Annotated in this window: 17 protein-coding genes; 13 read left to right on the top strand and 4 right to left on the bottom strand. The window is 34.4% G+C overall.

All coding sequences use genetic code 11. The annotated features are described in order from the left end of the window. Positions 1-166: 166 nt before the first annotated feature. The gene (locus B5X62_RS11020) at positions 167-364 is read right to left on the bottom strand and encodes a hypothetical protein (RefSeq protein WP_079667483.1); all 198 of its coding nucleotides are present in this window, start codon (positions 362-364) and stop codon (positions 167-169) included. A gap of 277 nt (positions 365-641) precedes the next feature. On the opposite strand from B5X62_RS11020, the gene B5X62_RS11015 reads away from it, so the two are divergent. The 7 genes from B5X62_RS11015 to B5X62_RS10985 are packed head-to-tail and all read left to right on the top strand — an operon-like array spanning position 642 to position 4,565. Beyond that, positions 642-1,871 (top strand): 2TM domain-containing protein, encoded by a 1,230-nt coding sequence (locus B5X62_RS11015; protein ID WP_245797186.1) that lies wholly within the window; start codon positions 642-644, stop codon positions 1,869-1,871. Positions 1,872-1,874: 3 nt separating this feature from the next. Then, positions 1,875-2,147, top strand: a complete 273-nt coding sequence (locus B5X62_RS11010; protein ID WP_079667481.1) for a 2TM domain-containing protein — start codon at positions 1,875-1,877, stop codon at positions 2,145-2,147. Positions 2,148-2,149: 2 nt separating this feature from the next. Beyond that, positions 2,150-2,446: a 2TM domain-containing protein gene (locus tag B5X62_RS11005; protein WP_079667480.1), complete on the top strand. Its 297-nt coding sequence runs from the start codon at positions 2,150-2,152 to the stop codon at positions 2,444-2,446. Continuing rightward, positions 2,430-2,732 carry a 2TM domain-containing protein gene (locus B5X62_RS11000; protein ID WP_144038364.1) on the top strand — a complete coding sequence of 101 codons (303 nt, stop codon included), beginning with the start codon at positions 2,430-2,432 and terminating at the stop codon, positions 2,730-2,732. The genes B5X62_RS11005 and B5X62_RS11000 overlap by 17 nt, the downstream gene beginning before the upstream one ends. Continuing rightward, positions 2,684-3,313, top strand: coding sequence for a methyltransferase family protein (locus B5X62_RS10995; protein WP_245797185.1), 630 nt, complete (start codon positions 2,684-2,686; stop codon positions 3,311-3,313). Before B5X62_RS11000 ends, B5X62_RS10995 begins: the two co-directional genes overlap by 49 nt. A 14-nt stretch (positions 3,314-3,327) precedes the next feature. After that, complete coding sequence (locus B5X62_RS10990; RefSeq protein ID WP_394333307.1) at positions 3,328-4,068, top strand: LytR/AlgR family response regulator transcription factor; 741 nt, start codon at positions 3,328-3,330, stop codon at positions 4,066-4,068. A gap of 11 nt (positions 4,069-4,079) precedes the next feature. Beyond that, positions 4,080-4,565 carry a hypothetical protein gene (locus B5X62_RS10985; protein WP_079667477.1) on the top strand — a complete coding sequence of 162 codons (486 nt, stop codon included), beginning with the start codon at positions 4,080-4,082 and terminating at the stop codon, positions 4,563-4,565. 76 nt (positions 4,566-4,641) lie between these two features. Here B5X62_RS10985 and mnmA read toward each other — a convergent pair whose 3' ends face one another. Further along, positions 4,642-5,829, bottom strand: coding sequence for a tRNA 2-thiouridine(34) synthase MnmA (gene mnmA, locus B5X62_RS10980; protein ID WP_079667476.1), 1,188 nt, complete (start codon positions 5,827-5,829; stop codon positions 4,642-4,644). Between the two features lie 275 nt (positions 5,830-6,104). Here mnmA and B5X62_RS10975 point away from each other — a divergent pair, with 275 nt between their 5' ends. Together B5X62_RS10975 and B5X62_RS10970 are read left to right on the top strand one after the other, a co-directional pair. Beyond that, a complete protein-coding gene (locus B5X62_RS10975) occupies positions 6,105-6,632 on the top strand; it encodes a hypothetical protein (protein WP_079667475.1) in 528 nt (175 codons plus the stop codon). A gap of 6 nt (positions 6,633-6,638) precedes the next feature. Further along, complete coding sequence (locus tag B5X62_RS10970; protein ID WP_079667474.1) at positions 6,639-7,193, top strand: hypothetical protein; 555 nt, start codon at positions 6,639-6,641, stop codon at positions 7,191-7,193. A 91-nt stretch (positions 7,194-7,284) separates the two neighbouring features. On the opposite strand, the gene B5X62_RS10965 is transcribed toward B5X62_RS10970, so the two are convergent. Then, positions 7,285-8,952 (bottom strand): DUF6909 family protein, encoded by a 1,668-nt coding sequence (locus B5X62_RS10965; RefSeq protein ID WP_079667473.1) that lies wholly within the window; start codon positions 8,950-8,952, stop codon positions 7,285-7,287. A gap of 309 nt (positions 8,953-9,261) precedes the next feature. On the opposite strand from B5X62_RS10965, the gene B5X62_RS10960 reads away from it, so the two are divergent. The 3 genes from B5X62_RS10960 (at position 9,262) to B5X62_RS10950 (ending at position 13,117) form a co-directional block, all read left to right on the top strand. Next, the gene (locus tag B5X62_RS10960; RefSeq protein ID WP_079667472.1) at positions 9,262-11,460 is read left to right on the top strand and encodes a glutamine synthetase III family protein; all 2,199 of its coding nucleotides are present in this window, start codon (positions 9,262-9,264) and stop codon (positions 11,458-11,460) included. A gap of 270 nt (positions 11,461-11,730) precedes the next feature. Then, entirely contained in the window at positions 11,731-12,195 is a 465-nt protein-coding gene (locus tag B5X62_RS10955) for a GNAT family N-acetyltransferase (RefSeq protein ID WP_079667471.1), read from the top strand. Positions 12,196-12,442: 247 nt separating this feature from the next. Further along, the gene (locus B5X62_RS10950; protein WP_079667470.1) at positions 12,443-13,117 is read left to right on the top strand and encodes a C40 family peptidase; all 675 of its coding nucleotides are present in this window, start codon (positions 12,443-12,445) and stop codon (positions 13,115-13,117) included. Positions 13,118-13,167: 50 nt separating this feature from the next. On the opposite strand, the gene B5X62_RS10945 is transcribed toward B5X62_RS10950, so the two are convergent. Then, positions 13,168-14,181 carry an aminoglycoside phosphotransferase family protein gene (locus B5X62_RS10945; protein ID WP_079667469.1) on the bottom strand — a complete coding sequence of 338 codons (1,014 nt, stop codon included), beginning with the start codon at positions 14,179-14,181 and terminating at the stop codon, positions 13,168-13,170. 188 nt (positions 14,182-14,369) lie between these two features. Between B5X62_RS10945 and B5X62_RS10940 the strand changes: the two genes are divergently transcribed. Next, positions 14,370-14,661, top strand: a 292-nt coding sequence (locus tag B5X62_RS10940) for a helix-turn-helix domain-containing protein (protein WP_079667468.1), incomplete at its 3' end; no start/stop codon positions are given.

Below are 14,661 nucleotides of genomic sequence, written 5' to 3'. Positions count from 1 at the left end.
TGTTGAGTTTGGATTTAATTTAGATGAAAATCAATTCTTTTTTTGAACAAGAATTATTGTAAAAATATTAGAGATTTTCGAAATAAAAATGACTTTTAACTTAAAGTTTTCCACAAAAAAACCAGCTCTTGTGAAGCTGGCTCTGTCAAATATATAGTGTCATTTTTTACAGTAATGCATTTATTTCGATGCCATCTCCATGTTCCGTGAATTGATTTTTAAACTTTTTCGAAAATAATTTGTGTGTATCTGTATAGTCTGCGCTATAAGATTTTTCTTTTAAAACCTTTCTTACTGCCAATGCGCCAACAATCGCGAATAGTCCCAAAGCGCCTGCTAGTAATACTTCTACATTTTTGTTCATAAGATGTTATTTGAAGGTTAAGATACAAATTTTATTCCTTTTTAGACATAATAAAAACTAACAACTGTTAATGTTTATTAAAACTAAAAAACGGTTCGGAGGACAAATTTGACAATTCGGTAAGTTTTTTTTAGATTTTATAAAAGCTTCGTATAAATTTGTCTCATAAATCAAGATAATGACTCGCAAATCGCTTAAAACTTATATTTCAATTTCCTTCTTTTCGGGATTGTTTTTTTTCATTTTTTTCTCAAGTGAAAAAAGCCTGAATTCTTTTTTGATAAGTTTATCGATTGCGACGATGTACACATTTTTGATGGCTGTGCCCAATGGATTGCTTAACAACTATCTTAATCATAGATTCTCGTGGGTTAATCAGACAAAACGTCGTACGATTGTTGGCGTTATTGCGACTATCGTTCTTAATGTTTTTCTGACTTATTTATGTAACGGAATTAATTTCGTTTTGATCCAAAAAGTAACGACTTGGGATATTTTCTTTTCAGATAAATATAATTATGCGAATTGGTTTATGATCAATTTTGCGCTAATGATTTCGGCTTTTCTTCATGCCAAAAGCTTTATGGAGGAACTTAAAAAAGTGACGCGTAAAGAAGTTGTAGAACAAAAGATTATTGCAAAGTCTGCGAATGCCCAATTTGAAAGTCTTAAAAATCAATTGGATCCGCATTTTTTGTTTAATTCTTTAAATGTTTTAAGTGCTTTAATTGATGAAAACCAAGATCAGGCGCAGAAATTTACTTTGTCAATGTCTAAAATTTATCGTTACGTTTTAGACCAAAAAGATAAAGAATTGGTGAGTGTCGAAGACGAATTGGAATTTGCAAAAACCTACGCTGAACTGCTTAAAACAAGGTTTGAAGATAGTGTTGAGTTTCAATTCAACGTTCCGAAAGAAGATTATCAATTGAAGGTTGTGCCGTTGTCTTTGCAACTACTTTTAGAAAATTGTATCAAACATAATTTCGCGACATCGTCAAAACCTTTGGTCATGAAAATCTATACCGAAAATGGATTTTTGTGCATCGAAAATAATTTGCAAACCAGAGAACTTCCAAAAGATCGAGACGGCATCGGCTTATCCAATATTGTCCAGCGTTATTCGCTTTTAACCAAAGAAAATGTTTTTATAGAAAAATCAGACGACTATTTTAAAGTCAAAATACCAATGTTAACCGAACAACAAAAAATTAACACAATGAATATTGTAAATCCATCTAACGAAAGTCTAGCCTACGAAAAAGCGGCTAGAAGAGTGAAAGAATTAAAAGGCTTCTACGGAAATCTAATTTCGTACTGCATTGTAATTCCGTTTTTAGTCATCATCAACCTAATGACAAGTCCTAAAGAACTTTGGTTTTATTGGCCGATGCTAGGCTGGGGAATTGGCTTGGTTGCTCACGGAATGAACGTTTTTGCCATTGGAAAAAATTGGGAAGAGCGCAAGATTAAAGAATTTATGGAAAAAGATCAATATAAATCTTAGACTATGGAAACCGAGCTTTCAAAAATTAAGTTGAACCGTGCAAAAAGTCGAGTAGAAGAGTTAAAAGCTTTTTACATAATGTTGGCTGGATATGTGGTTTTGGTTCCATTTCTTATTTATGTTAACCAAATCAGCACGCCAGATTTACAATGGTTTTGGATTCCTGTTTTAGGAGCAGGAAGTGGAATCTTAGCTTATGCCATTTTATTGTTTTATGGAAATAAATGGGAAGATAAAAAGATTAAAGAAATTTTAGTAAAAGAAAATCAAAAATAATCATGGAAAATATTAAAGAAAAAGTAGCCTTCGAAATTGCTTCAGAACGCGTTAAAGCCATTAAAAAGTTTTATACAAGTCTAGCAATTTTTATAGTCGTGTCAATGGCAATCGTATTTTGGCATTTTCAAAAAACAGGGAATTTCGAAGTTAATTTAGGAAGATCATTTATTATCATTGTTTGGGCAATTATACTTGCTGTACGAGCTATTAAATTGTTTCTTCTAAATTCTGATTGGGAAAAGGATATGTTGAATAAAGAACTTAAAAAAGATCAAAACAATGGATACCAACGATAGTCAAAGCATCAAATACCAAATGGCAGCAAAGCGCGTCAAAGATTTGAAAGGTTTTTATACGCATCTGTTTGTATATCTAGCTGTTAACATTCTTCTCTTTGTGATGAATTACAGAGAACTTCCAAATGGCGCTAGCATCTGGTCTTGGCAAATTTGGATAACACCAGTGCTTTGGGGACTTGGTATTATTACCCATGCAATGACCGTTTTTGTACCAAGTTTTATCTTTTCTAAAAATTGGGAAGAACGCAAGATTCGAGAGTTGATGAAGAAAGAGAATTCTTAAATGCAATAACTATGGGGATTTTACAAATTTGTTTTTATAGTTTAATGCTAGCTTGGCTGGTTACAGAAATTTACTACGCCATAAGTATGCGTTCGGGAAAGCAAGACAAAAAAGGAAAAGACGGCCATTCTTTACTTATTTTGTGGATTATAATTCCGTTATCGATATGGACTTCGATTTCAGTTTCTAGTATTTTTAATTATCCCATTGCTAGCGGAGATTGGTTGTATTGGATCGGAATTATTCTTTTATTTGTCGGCATTGTAACGCGTATTATCATCATTAAAAACTTAGGAAAATATTTTACAGTCGATGTTAGTATCAAAAGTGATCATGCGATAAAGTCTGATGGTTTTTATACTTATGTTCGACATCCGTCTTATGCATTTTCGATGTTAACTTTCTTGGGTTTAGGATTAGCGCTTAACAATTGGGTGTCGTTGGCAATCGCTTTTATTCCGCCTTTTATTGCGTTTTCTTATCGTATTTTTGTTGAGGAAAAAGCATTAATTGAACAATTTGGAAAAAACTACGAGGACTATCGTTTGCATACCAAAAAGTTAATTCCTTTTATTTATTAAATTAAAATATGAGCATTAAAACAATCATCATCGAAGATGAAAAACCAGCGGCTAGAAAGTTGGAAAGAATGTTAGCTAATTATGCTGATTTAGAATTGGTTGCAACGCTAAATTCTGTGGAGGAAGCCGTGGCTTGGTTTAGCGAAAATGAACATCCACAACTGATATTTTCTGATATCGTTTTGGGAGATGGATTGTCGTTTGATATTTTTGAAAAAGTAGCAACTAAAGCTTTTATCATATACACAACCGCTTTCGATCAATATACACTTAAAGCTTTTAAATTAAATAGCATTGATTATCTTCTAAAACCAATTATGGAAGAAGATTTAACAAAAGCTATTGAAAAGTTTAAGTCGTTTTTACCAGAAGATGGATTTGTTAATTCGCAAGAAATCAAACAGATATTAAAGAAAGACAAGTCTACACTTTCTCGAATTTTGGTTAAAATTGGTTACAACCTCAAGATTGTCCAAACTAGCGAAATCAGTTGCTTCTTCAGCGAAAACAAAATCGTGTATCTACAAACATCCGAGCGAAGTTTTCCGACAGATTTTACTTTAGACGAATTAGAAAATGTTTTGGACGAAAAGGATTTTTTCCGGGTTAATCGTCAATATATTATTCATTCTAAATTTATAAAAAACATTCACACGTCACCAACTTACAAAGTCGAATTAGATTATCAACCAGATGAAGAAATCACGGTAAGTCGCGATCGTGTTAAAGATTTTAAAGATTGGTTGTCGAGCTAAAATTTTAAAGAATGAAAAAATTCAAATTAAATCGTTTAGAAAAAAAGAAGCTATCGAAACAATTTTGGCTTTATCCAAGGTCTGAAGATGGTACTTCTAGAATGGCTTTTCCTGCTCGTAAAGAGGAAGATTATTTAGCTATGAAACAAGTTGTCTTAAGAAGTATTGGTGACGAATCTAGCACCGAAAAAACAGAACGCAAACTAGAACGTCAAGAACTTGATGCTGAGGTTTTTGTTTCGGATCAAGAATTACGAAATATAGTAAATGATGTCTATGCAAGCGATTACAGAAGTTCATCCTATGAAACTTTAATAAGAGCAAAAAAGCATAAGGGAACGCAAGTTTTTTATTTCAACTTTATTAATGCTTATAACAAAAGCAAAACGAAAGATAGTTTTTTGAATGTATGTTGTTTAGCGACAGATTTTGCAAAAGAAAAACTCAAAAAATACAAAACACCAAAAGGGAAGAAGAGCCGTAAAGGCTATAAATAAAATTACAATTAAGTCAAAAAGCTTTCTCATCACCTGAGAAAGCTTTTCAATTTTATGTTTAAAACAATTTCTAAATCTAAGAAATCACGCCACTTCCAATTAATTCGTCGTCCAAATACCAAGCTGCAAATTGGCCTTCCGCAATTGCAGATTGAGGCTTGTCAAATTCTACATAGAAAGCATCTTCAAACTGAAAAATTGTCGCTTCCTGCAAATCTTGACGATATCTATATCTCGCCAAAACGCGCATGCTTTCGCCAGCTTTCAAACGAAGATCTTCACGAACCCAATGCACTTCCGAGTTGTCAATTTTCAAAGCTTTTTTATGTAATCCAGGGAAACTGTGACTTTCGCCAACGAAGATGATGTTGTTTTCCATATCGCGGGAAATCACAAAACAACTTTCTTTGTGACCGCCGATGCCAAGACCTTTACTTTGCCCAGTCGTGTAGAATTGCGCACCTTGATGCTTGCCAATCACTTTTCCGTCCGCTTTTTCGTATTTTATGTTGCGAGACAGGTATTTTAATTCCTCTTCTTTGTTTTCAAAATTAGGTGCTTCCTCAGCAAAACCTGCGAAATCTCTAAAGATTTCCACGATTTCACCTTCTTTTGGTACCAATTGTTGTTGCAAGAAAGTCGGAAGACTTACTTTTCCGATAAAGCAAAGACCTTGCGAATCCTTTTTATCAGCAGTAACCAAACCAATTTCTTTAGCAATTTCTCTAACTTCTGGCTTTGTCAATTCCCCGATTGGGAAAAGCGCTTTCGACAACTGATCTTGACTCAATTGACATAAGAAATAAGACTGATCTTTATTGTTATCTTTCCCTGCCAAAAGATGGAAAACCTCTTTTCCGTTTTCATCAATTGTAGAATCAACACGAGCATAATGTCCAGTCGCAACCTTGTCAGCGCCCAAAGACATTGCCGTTTTCATAAACACATCAAACTTCACTTCGCGGTTACAAAGCACGTCAGGATTTGGCGTACGACCTTTCTGATACTCATCAAACATATAATCGACGATGCGTTCCTTATAAAGTTCGCTCATATCAATCACCTGAAACGGAATTCCCAATTTTTGCGCCACCATCAGCGCATCATTACTATCTTCAACCCACGGACATTCGTCCTCCAAAGTCACCGAAGCATCATTCCAATTACGCATAAATAGGGCGATAACCTCGTGTCCTTGCTGTTGCAAAAGATACGCTGTCACGCTCGAATCGACGCCTCCGGACAAACCAACTACTACTTTCATAATGTTTTTAATTTTAGGAGCAGGACGATTTTCTCTTCGTTAGGAAAATCCTCGCCCGCTGTCCGCTATATCTTTTTTTGGTAGCTTCGGCTCCGCTCAGCCACCAAAAAAAGGATGTCGCTTCCATCGGGGCTATGTTGAAGTTTTGTAATAATAAGACAATCAACATACTGCTTTGACGCTCGCTTCGCTCGCGCCCAATTTCACGATGCAAAAATACAACGAATATAATCGCTAAAAAAGTTTTAATTTTAGACATTGAAAAAATCGATAGTATGAAAAAAATTATTAGTTTTTGTTTAGTCTTTGCAAGTATGTTTGCATTCTCGCAGATTGGCATTTCGCAAACAGGAAGCTCGAACCGTTGGACTTATGGTGGCGGTTTGGGTGTAGGTTTTGGCAGCAATAGCTCTTTTAATATTGGTGTTTCGCCGAGAGTTGGTTATCGTTTAACCGAAGATTTCGAAGCAGGACTTATGGGGAATTTCACTTACCAAACCAGCAATTATTACAATTCTACGATGTTTGGTATTGGACCATTTGCTAATTATTATTTTGCACGTAACTTTTATTTAGGAAGTACATTTCAACAATATTTTGTGAATTACAACATAAAACAAGACAACGGCTACAAATTTAGTACAGACGAATCTGCTTTATATCTTGGTGGCGGTTATATGACAAGAATCGGAAATGGTTCGTACTTCCAAATTGGGTTAATGTACAATGTCCTTTGGAAAGAAAACAAAAGTATCTTCTCAAGCGGATTAATGCCGAGCGTAGGCTTTGTTGTCGGACTTTAATTTTTTATGAAATTGAAACTGAAGCAATTCTTTCTTAATTCTGGTCGAGATAAAATTGTTTTGTTTTCGAGCGTAGTCGCTTTAGCTTTTGTTCTTTTTTACTATTCAGAATTCGAAAATAAAGGCATTGCTTATGTTGCAATTTTAGTTTGTTTAGTATTTATATCATTTTCATTTGCTAAGATTAAAAGTCCAACTGATAAAATTGATGAATACCAATTAGTTGAAGATAGGAATAATGAACTAGAAGATTTTGACGGTATTTTCAAATATAATAAATATGGATTTTCCTTTATTGAAGAAGACTCTCAAGAATATGTAAAATGGTCCGAAATAGTTGAGGTTAATGCTTTTAGTATTCGGTTTTTTGAAAATACTAAACAATCAGGATACGAAATAATTACTGCTCAAAAAACTTACAAGCTCGATGCTGAATCCGCGGGAGTGTATAAGTTAACCAATCAATTAGCAGACAATCTTCCGACTTGGAAAATGGATTCTCCTTTTAATAAAATTAATAACGGAATCGAAAAAGCTAATTTGTATAAAAAAGAAGATTGAAACGATTAGAATTTATTAGTTTTAAAAATAAAAAATCCCAACAAAATATGCTGGGATTTTTATATCGAAAAATTTAGTTTTAAAGGCTAGTTTATGCTTTACCAAAAATCTTTTCAAGGATTCTTAATGTAATAAGATAAGTTGGTTTTACACCTGTTAGTCCAAGACCGCCAGAAGATAATGTGCTACCTGTTTCTAACGGATTATCCGATGCGTAATAAGCATAACAAACGAAAAGGTCTTCGCTAATGTGGTGACGGATTTTGCTAGCAACTTGGATGGCTTTTTGATAATGCGCACCTTCCATTTCTAGTCCAATAGCTTTCCAAGAAGTGTTCATAAAATATGAAAGAATATCTTTGTTTTGAAGCGATGTTCCCAAAACGGTAATCATCGGACCTTCAAAAGCTTTTAATTCATCATCTTGGAAATCCTCCAAATCTAAAGCATTCACGAATGGATAATTATCCGCAGTTCCTTCAAAAATGTGAGACGTTGGAATCATAATGTCGCCTTTTTGACCTTCCAAAATTCCAGCTTTACCCATGATCGAAATAGATTTTACTTTCATGGTGTAGATTTCGCCGTTTGCATCGTATGGTCTTAATAATTCGTCCATAACTTCGTAAGCTTGCTCACCAAAAGCATAATCGAAAACCAAAATCACTTCATCACCTGTTGGTGCAGAATCTGCGAAAGCGGTGTTTTTAAGATTCGTTTTAGAAACATCAATTATTTGTACATCAATGTTACTTCCACTTGTGTCTTTAATATAGATAAGACCTTGCTCTTGCGATGTGTGAAGAATCTTGTCTTGTAAAGCTTTCTTGTTAGATATCTCTTCAAAAAGTTTGTAATCGATTTCTTTTTTCGCCTTTTTACCTAAAGCATCGTTGGCGTACAACATGTTTTTCACACTGTGCATGTTCGCACTAATGATGTGTAGCGGACGCATGTGCAGGTTGTTTTCGTAAAGAACAGACTTTATTTTGTTTGCCCATCTTTCTCCGAAAAGGTGATGTCCAACACGTTCTTGAAGAATTGCCGAAAAATAAATTTCACGATTTCTAACTTCCTTCCAATCTTCTAAGCTAACTTGACCTAACCAATAGATAATTTTGAATAATCTATCAGGATTTGCATCGTCACCAAAGTCGTTGTAAGCGTCCAAAGTCTCATCAAAAGTTCTTCCTAATAAAGATGAAAGATGTATTAATGCAACTTCTTTTTCTTTACGACTGTATTTTTTCTCGCCGATAGCAACTTCTTCGATGATTTTCCAAACGCGTCTTGGACGTCCGCCATCTTGCATATCAAAACCAATATTTCTGATTTTGTCCGCTTCTAGATATAAGAATGTTAAGTGAGTAAGGATATCATAAATTTCGGAACGACCTAGTAGAACTTCGATGTTCATTTGGTGTTCGTCGATTCTATAACAATTTCTGCGACGTTTTTTCGGAACGATTGGCTCGAAGCTACCTTTTTCAAATCCTTCATCAGAAGTCAAATGTATAAAAGCGCATTCTTCGATACCTTCGGGCAAACGATCCAAAACATAAAGTAGACCGCTGAGTTCTATTTTATGTGGATTGCCCATACTTCCATAGATTTCGGGTTGGATAATCATAAGAAGTTTTCTCAATGACTCACCAGAAACGCCAGAAGGTTTAAAAAATCCTCTATAAAATAAGTGTCTCATAGAAACATATAATCTTTCGATCGCTTCTGTGGTCTCTCTTGCTCTAGAATTTACCATAATGTTTTTGTTTTTAGAAAAGTGGGCAAAGTTACGAAATTTAATTATATAAAGCTAATTCTATGTAAAGATACTGTTAATCAAAAGCATTTTATGTGTATTAAATATGATATTTGATTGTGTTTTCAAAAAATTCATAATGCATTAATATTGGATATAAGTTTTGTTACTTAAAATTTATAACGCCATTTATTTGTAGGGGTTGTTTGTTAAATTTATATCTTTTTTAAAATTTAACATTAAAATTTAAGGGGTGTATGATTTTGTTTTTAGTTTTTTAGTAAATTTGCCCTATCAAAATATAAGCTGATGTCAACATTAAGATTTAAAGCCTTAGCAGAACTTCCTTTCAGAAATTACAGAAAAGACAATTTCGTGGACGTTCCAGTAAAACTTTCAGAATTATTCTGCAACAACGTGTTTTCAGAATACACCATGAGAGAGTATTTAACAAAAGAAGCATTCAATTCTATTATGGATGCAATCAAAAAAGGAACTCAAATCCAAAGACATATTGCAGACCAAGTTGCAGTTGCCATGAAGGATTGGGCAATGTCCAAAGGTGTAACGCACTACACGCACTGGTTTCAGCCATTAACTGGGACAACTGCAGAAAAGCACGATTCATTTTTTACACCAATTGAAGGTGATAGAGCAATCGAGCGTTTCAACGGTGGAATGTTGATTCAACAAGAGCCAGACGCTTCTTCTTTCCCAAATGGTGGAATCAGAAACACATTCGAAGCAAGAGGATACACAGCTTGGGATCCAACATCACCAGCATTTATCATGGGAACAACACTTTGTATTCCATCGATTTTCATTTCTTATACTGGCGAAACTTTAGATTATAAAACACCTTTACTACGCGCACTTAACGCAGTTGACGAAGCTGCTACGGACGTTTGTAAAGCTTATTTCGATAAAAACGTAACCAAAGTAACGCCGACTTTAGGTTGGGAGCAGGAATATTTCTTGGTAGATTCTGCCTTATATATTTCTCGTCCAGACTTGGTATTAACGGGTAAAACATTACTTGGACATTCGCCAGCAAAAGGACAACAATTAGACGATCATTATTTCGGATCGATTCCTACAAGAGTAATGAACTTCATGAAAGAATTGGAAATTGAATGTATGAAGTTAGGAATTCCAGTTACGACACGTCACAACGAAGTTGCTCCAAATCAGTTCGAATTGGCGCCGATGTTTGAAGAATGTAACGTTGCCGTTGACCACAACTCTTTGTTGATGGACATTATGGCGAGAATTGCACACAAACATCATTTCCATATTTTGTTCCATGAAAAACCTTTCGCAGGTGTTAACGGAAGTGGAAAGCACAACAACTGGAGTTTGGCGACAGATACAGGAGAAAACCTTTTAAGTCCAGGGAAAAATCCAAAGAAAAACTTACAATTCTTGACATTCTTCGTGAATTCACTGAAAGCAGTTCACGATTATGCAGATTTGTTGAGAGCAAGTATCGCTTCGGCAAGTAATGACCATCGTTTGGGAGCTAACGAAGCGCCGCCAGCAATTATCTCTGCATTTATCGGAAGTCAATTGTTTAGCGTTTTGGAAGAACTTGAAAAAGTAACCGACGGAAAATTATCTCCAGAAGAAAAAACAGAATTAAAACTAAACGTTGTTGGTAAAATCCCTGAAATCCTTTTGGATAACACGGACAGAAACAGAACATCGCCTTTCGCTTTTACTGGTAATAAATTCGAGATTCGTGCGGTTGGATCCTCTGCAAACTGTGCTGAAGTAATGACAGTAATGAATGCTATCGCTGCAAAACAACTTCGAGTTTTCAAAACAGAAGTTGATGCATTAATCGAGGGTGGACTTAAGAAAGACGAAGCGATTTTCAATGTGTTGAGAGAGTACATCAAACAATCTAAAACAATTTTGTTCGAAGGTGATGGTTATTCTGACGACTGGGCAAAAGAAGCTAAGAAAAGAGGTTTAAACAATCATAAAACAACACCAGAAGCGCTTAAGCAAGAATTAAATCCGAAATTCTCAGAGCTTTTTGAAGAACTAAAAATCTATTCTCACAGAGAATTCGAAGCGAGAAACGAAATCAAATTCGAAAAATACTCAACAGTTATTGATATTGAAGCGAGAGTTTTGGCGGATATCGCAAGAAACCACATTATTCCGGCGGCGCTTAATTATCAAAACAGATTAATTGAAAACGTAAAAGGTCTAAAAGAAATCTTCGGCGATAAAGAATTTAAGGTTTTAGGAAAAGAGCAAATCAGCTTGATCACTCAGATTTCTGAAAACGTTTCTAAAATCAAATTAGGTGTTGACGAACTTCTTAAAGAAAAAGAAACTGCGAAGAACACAAAAGACAGCCACAAGCAAGCTGACGCTTATTGTAACAAAGTAAAGCCTTTGTTTGATGTGATTCGCGATGGTTCGGACGCTTTGGAAATGATGGTTGACGACGAGCTTTGGCCGATGACCAAATACAGAGAACTTTTGTTCACAAGATAAAATCAGAAGGCCTACAATCGTAGGTCTTTTTATTTGGAGCCAATCCCGCTATCCACTATATCTTTTGTAGTGTCGCTCGGACGACTCCGCTGCGCTCCGTCGCCTCGCTCCACCACAAAAGGATGCCGTTTCTATCGGGGCTAATGACTACTAACAGGTTATTTTTATACATATCAATAATTCTGACAGCGCAACGCATCGAGAACTTCGATAGAAATTTTAGGCTTCCGAAATAATTTCATTTAACTCAAAAAAATATACCTTATATATATGTATAACATCGAAATAAAGAAAACAGATTCTACAAATCTAGATTTCCAATCACTTGTAAAACTTTTGGATGCGGACTTAGCCATTCGTGATGGTGACGATCACGACTTTTACCATCAGTTTAATGGGATTGATACTTTGAAACATTGTTTACTTTTATTTAAAAATGAAAAAGCAGTTGGTTGTGGCGCAATTAAATTTTATGATGACAAAACCGCTGAGGTTAAAAGAATGTTTGTTCTGGAGTCAGAGCGCGGCCAAGGTTTCGCTTCTCAGCTTTTAAAAGAATTAGAAGAATGGGCAAAAGATCTAGGTTTCGAAAACTTAATCTTAGAAACAGGCGTTAATCAGCCCGAAGCAATTGCGTTGTACAAGAAATGTGGTTACGAAATTATCGAGAACTATGGGCAATATCAAGGCATTGAAACAAGCTTGTGTTTTATAAAATCTATCGTTACTAAATAGATGATTTCTAAAATCTAAATAGATGTCTATGATAATTGTTAAAAAATCTTAAACAAAATAAAATCGCAAAGTCCCTAAAATGGTGCTTTGCGATTTGTTTTTACTTAACATTCTTATTAAAAATGTTAAAATGTGTTAAAACGAGCTTCCGATAATTCAATATGAAAAGCTCTTTTATAGGTATTCTCTAAATTTGCCATGCATTTGAACAAAAAGAAACCTGTTTAACACGTTTAAATAAATATATATGAAGAAAAGAGTTCTGTTTTATTTAGTAGCAATCGTTACAACATTCTCACTACAATCATGTGTATCAAACTACGTTGTATCACAACCAAATATATACAAAACCGATGCCAAAGTAACTCCAGTAGTTGTTAAAGCTGAAACTTCAGATAACATTCAAGCAAAAAGAATGTTGGCATCTCTTAATAACGCTTCTAACTCGATCAAAGCATCGATGATTGCAGAAGCTATCAAGCACGAAAAAACAATCGACAGCATATTAGATGAAGCAAGTACTTATCTAGGAACGCCTTACAGATACGGAGGTACAACTAGAAGCGGAATCGACTGTTCTGCATTTGTACTTTCAGTTTTCGGCGCTGCAGCTGGTGTTAATCTTCCAAGAGTTGCTGCGGCACAATCGCAAGAAGGTGACTCTGTTGACAAGTCAGAGCTTAAAAAAGGAGATTTAGTATTCTTCTCTCATGGTAGAGGTCGTATTTCTCACGTTGGTATTGTTGAAGAAGTTGATGAGAATGGAGAAGTTAAATTTATACATTCTGCGACGTCAAGAGGTGTGATGGTCTCGTCACTTAATGACAAATATTGGGGACCGAGATATCGTTTTGCAAAAAGAATTTTGAAAGAGAATAGTTTAGTTCTTAATCAAACTTCTACTCAAAGTCAAATAAATTAAGATTAAATAATAAAAAAACTTCAAAGTAATTTGAAGTTTTTTTTTGCTTGTTATTGTAGAATACTTTTGATTTTAAGTTTCGTATCCGAAGTTTCTAGTTGTTGTATAACATTTAGAAGTTCGGGATAAGCTTGTAGATCAGGCCAAGTTGTAGACAATTCAACAATATTTTTAATGCCTTGGTCGAGACTATTGATGAAATGTTTTTTCCTTTGAATTAAACCTCGGAAACCATACGCACCCAATACTTGAAGATATCGCATCATGATAATTGGATTAATCGCTGTTTTAAGCATTTCTCGCACTTTTTCTTCAGAGAATAGAGAAATATAATAGTCTAACATCTCTTGCTTAAATTCAACGGAAAAATTAGCCTTCGCTTGATATAAAAACGAGATTACATCGTACATCAGCGGTCCAAACATTGCGCCTTGATAATCAATAAAGAAAATATTGTCTTTATCATCTACCATAATATTCCTAGCTTGAAAATCGCGAATCATCAAAGCTTTTGGTTCCAATCCTGAAACTATTTTTGTAATCGTCTGAAATTCTTTTAGAAGTTTCGATTTGTGATAATTGATTTCTAAAACATCAACTAAAAAATTTTTGAAATAATATAAATCGTGAAGAATGGCGAGATTGTCATATTCTTCGTAATCGAATGTTTTTGTGTAATCGATTTTATTGATGCTTTTTTGTTGTAAATCAAATAGTTGCTTTAGTGTTTTCTTTGCAAGCGATTTAATTCTTGTTTCATCAAATTCGGTAGAAATAATTTCTGAAAGCGTATGTTCTCCTAAATATTCTTGGATGTAGACTTGACGATTTTCTGAGATTTTAAAAATTTTAGGAGTATTAAGATTTAATTTTGAAAAAATCTCTGTGAAGTAAAAGAACACTTCATTTTCTCGCAGATTGTCGTTGTCTGTGATAATGTATTTTTTATCATCAAAACTTGCGATATAATTTTTGCGCGAAGATCCGCTTTGGGGCAGTGCAACAATATTGGTGTTTTCGCTCTGACAAAAGTTGTTAAAGAATTCTTTGATATGTGATTCCATAACAGCAAATTTAATTATTTAGACTTTAAGAATGTCGATATTGTTGAAAGAAGCAAATAATTATGTAGTTTTGTTTTATGCTAAAAGATCTAAAACCGGTTTTGAAAATTCTTCTACGTTTTGTGGGAATTTATTTGGTGCATCGTCCTAAAATAGGTTGACCAAAAATTAAGCACTTTCATTAAACAATGGACTTAACAAATGGACAAACCTGCCGAAAAAGAAACGGCAAAAAAACCTCTTTTGAATTCAAAATTTTCGTCATCTCGCAAATCAATAATGGGCAAATTTCTACTAACTTTGCTTCAAAGAAGTATGATATTTCCAGAAGTACAATCGATTATTGGCGAAAAAAATTAAGTAATTACACCTCAAAAAGTAAAGCCATGAGCAAAGAATTAGAGATTAAAAAATTAAAAGAAAAGCTCCAAGAACTGGAGTGGATAAAGGATTTCCAACAAGATGTTATCGTAGAATTTG

The organism is Soonwooa buanensis (assembly GCF_900167905.1).
Taxonomy (GTDB): domain Bacteria; phylum Bacteroidota; class Bacteroidia; order Flavobacteriales; family Weeksellaceae; genus Soonwooa; species Soonwooa buanensis.
Note: the sequence above shows the minus strand (reverse complement) of the source record. Positions and strands in the feature narration are given on the sequence as shown.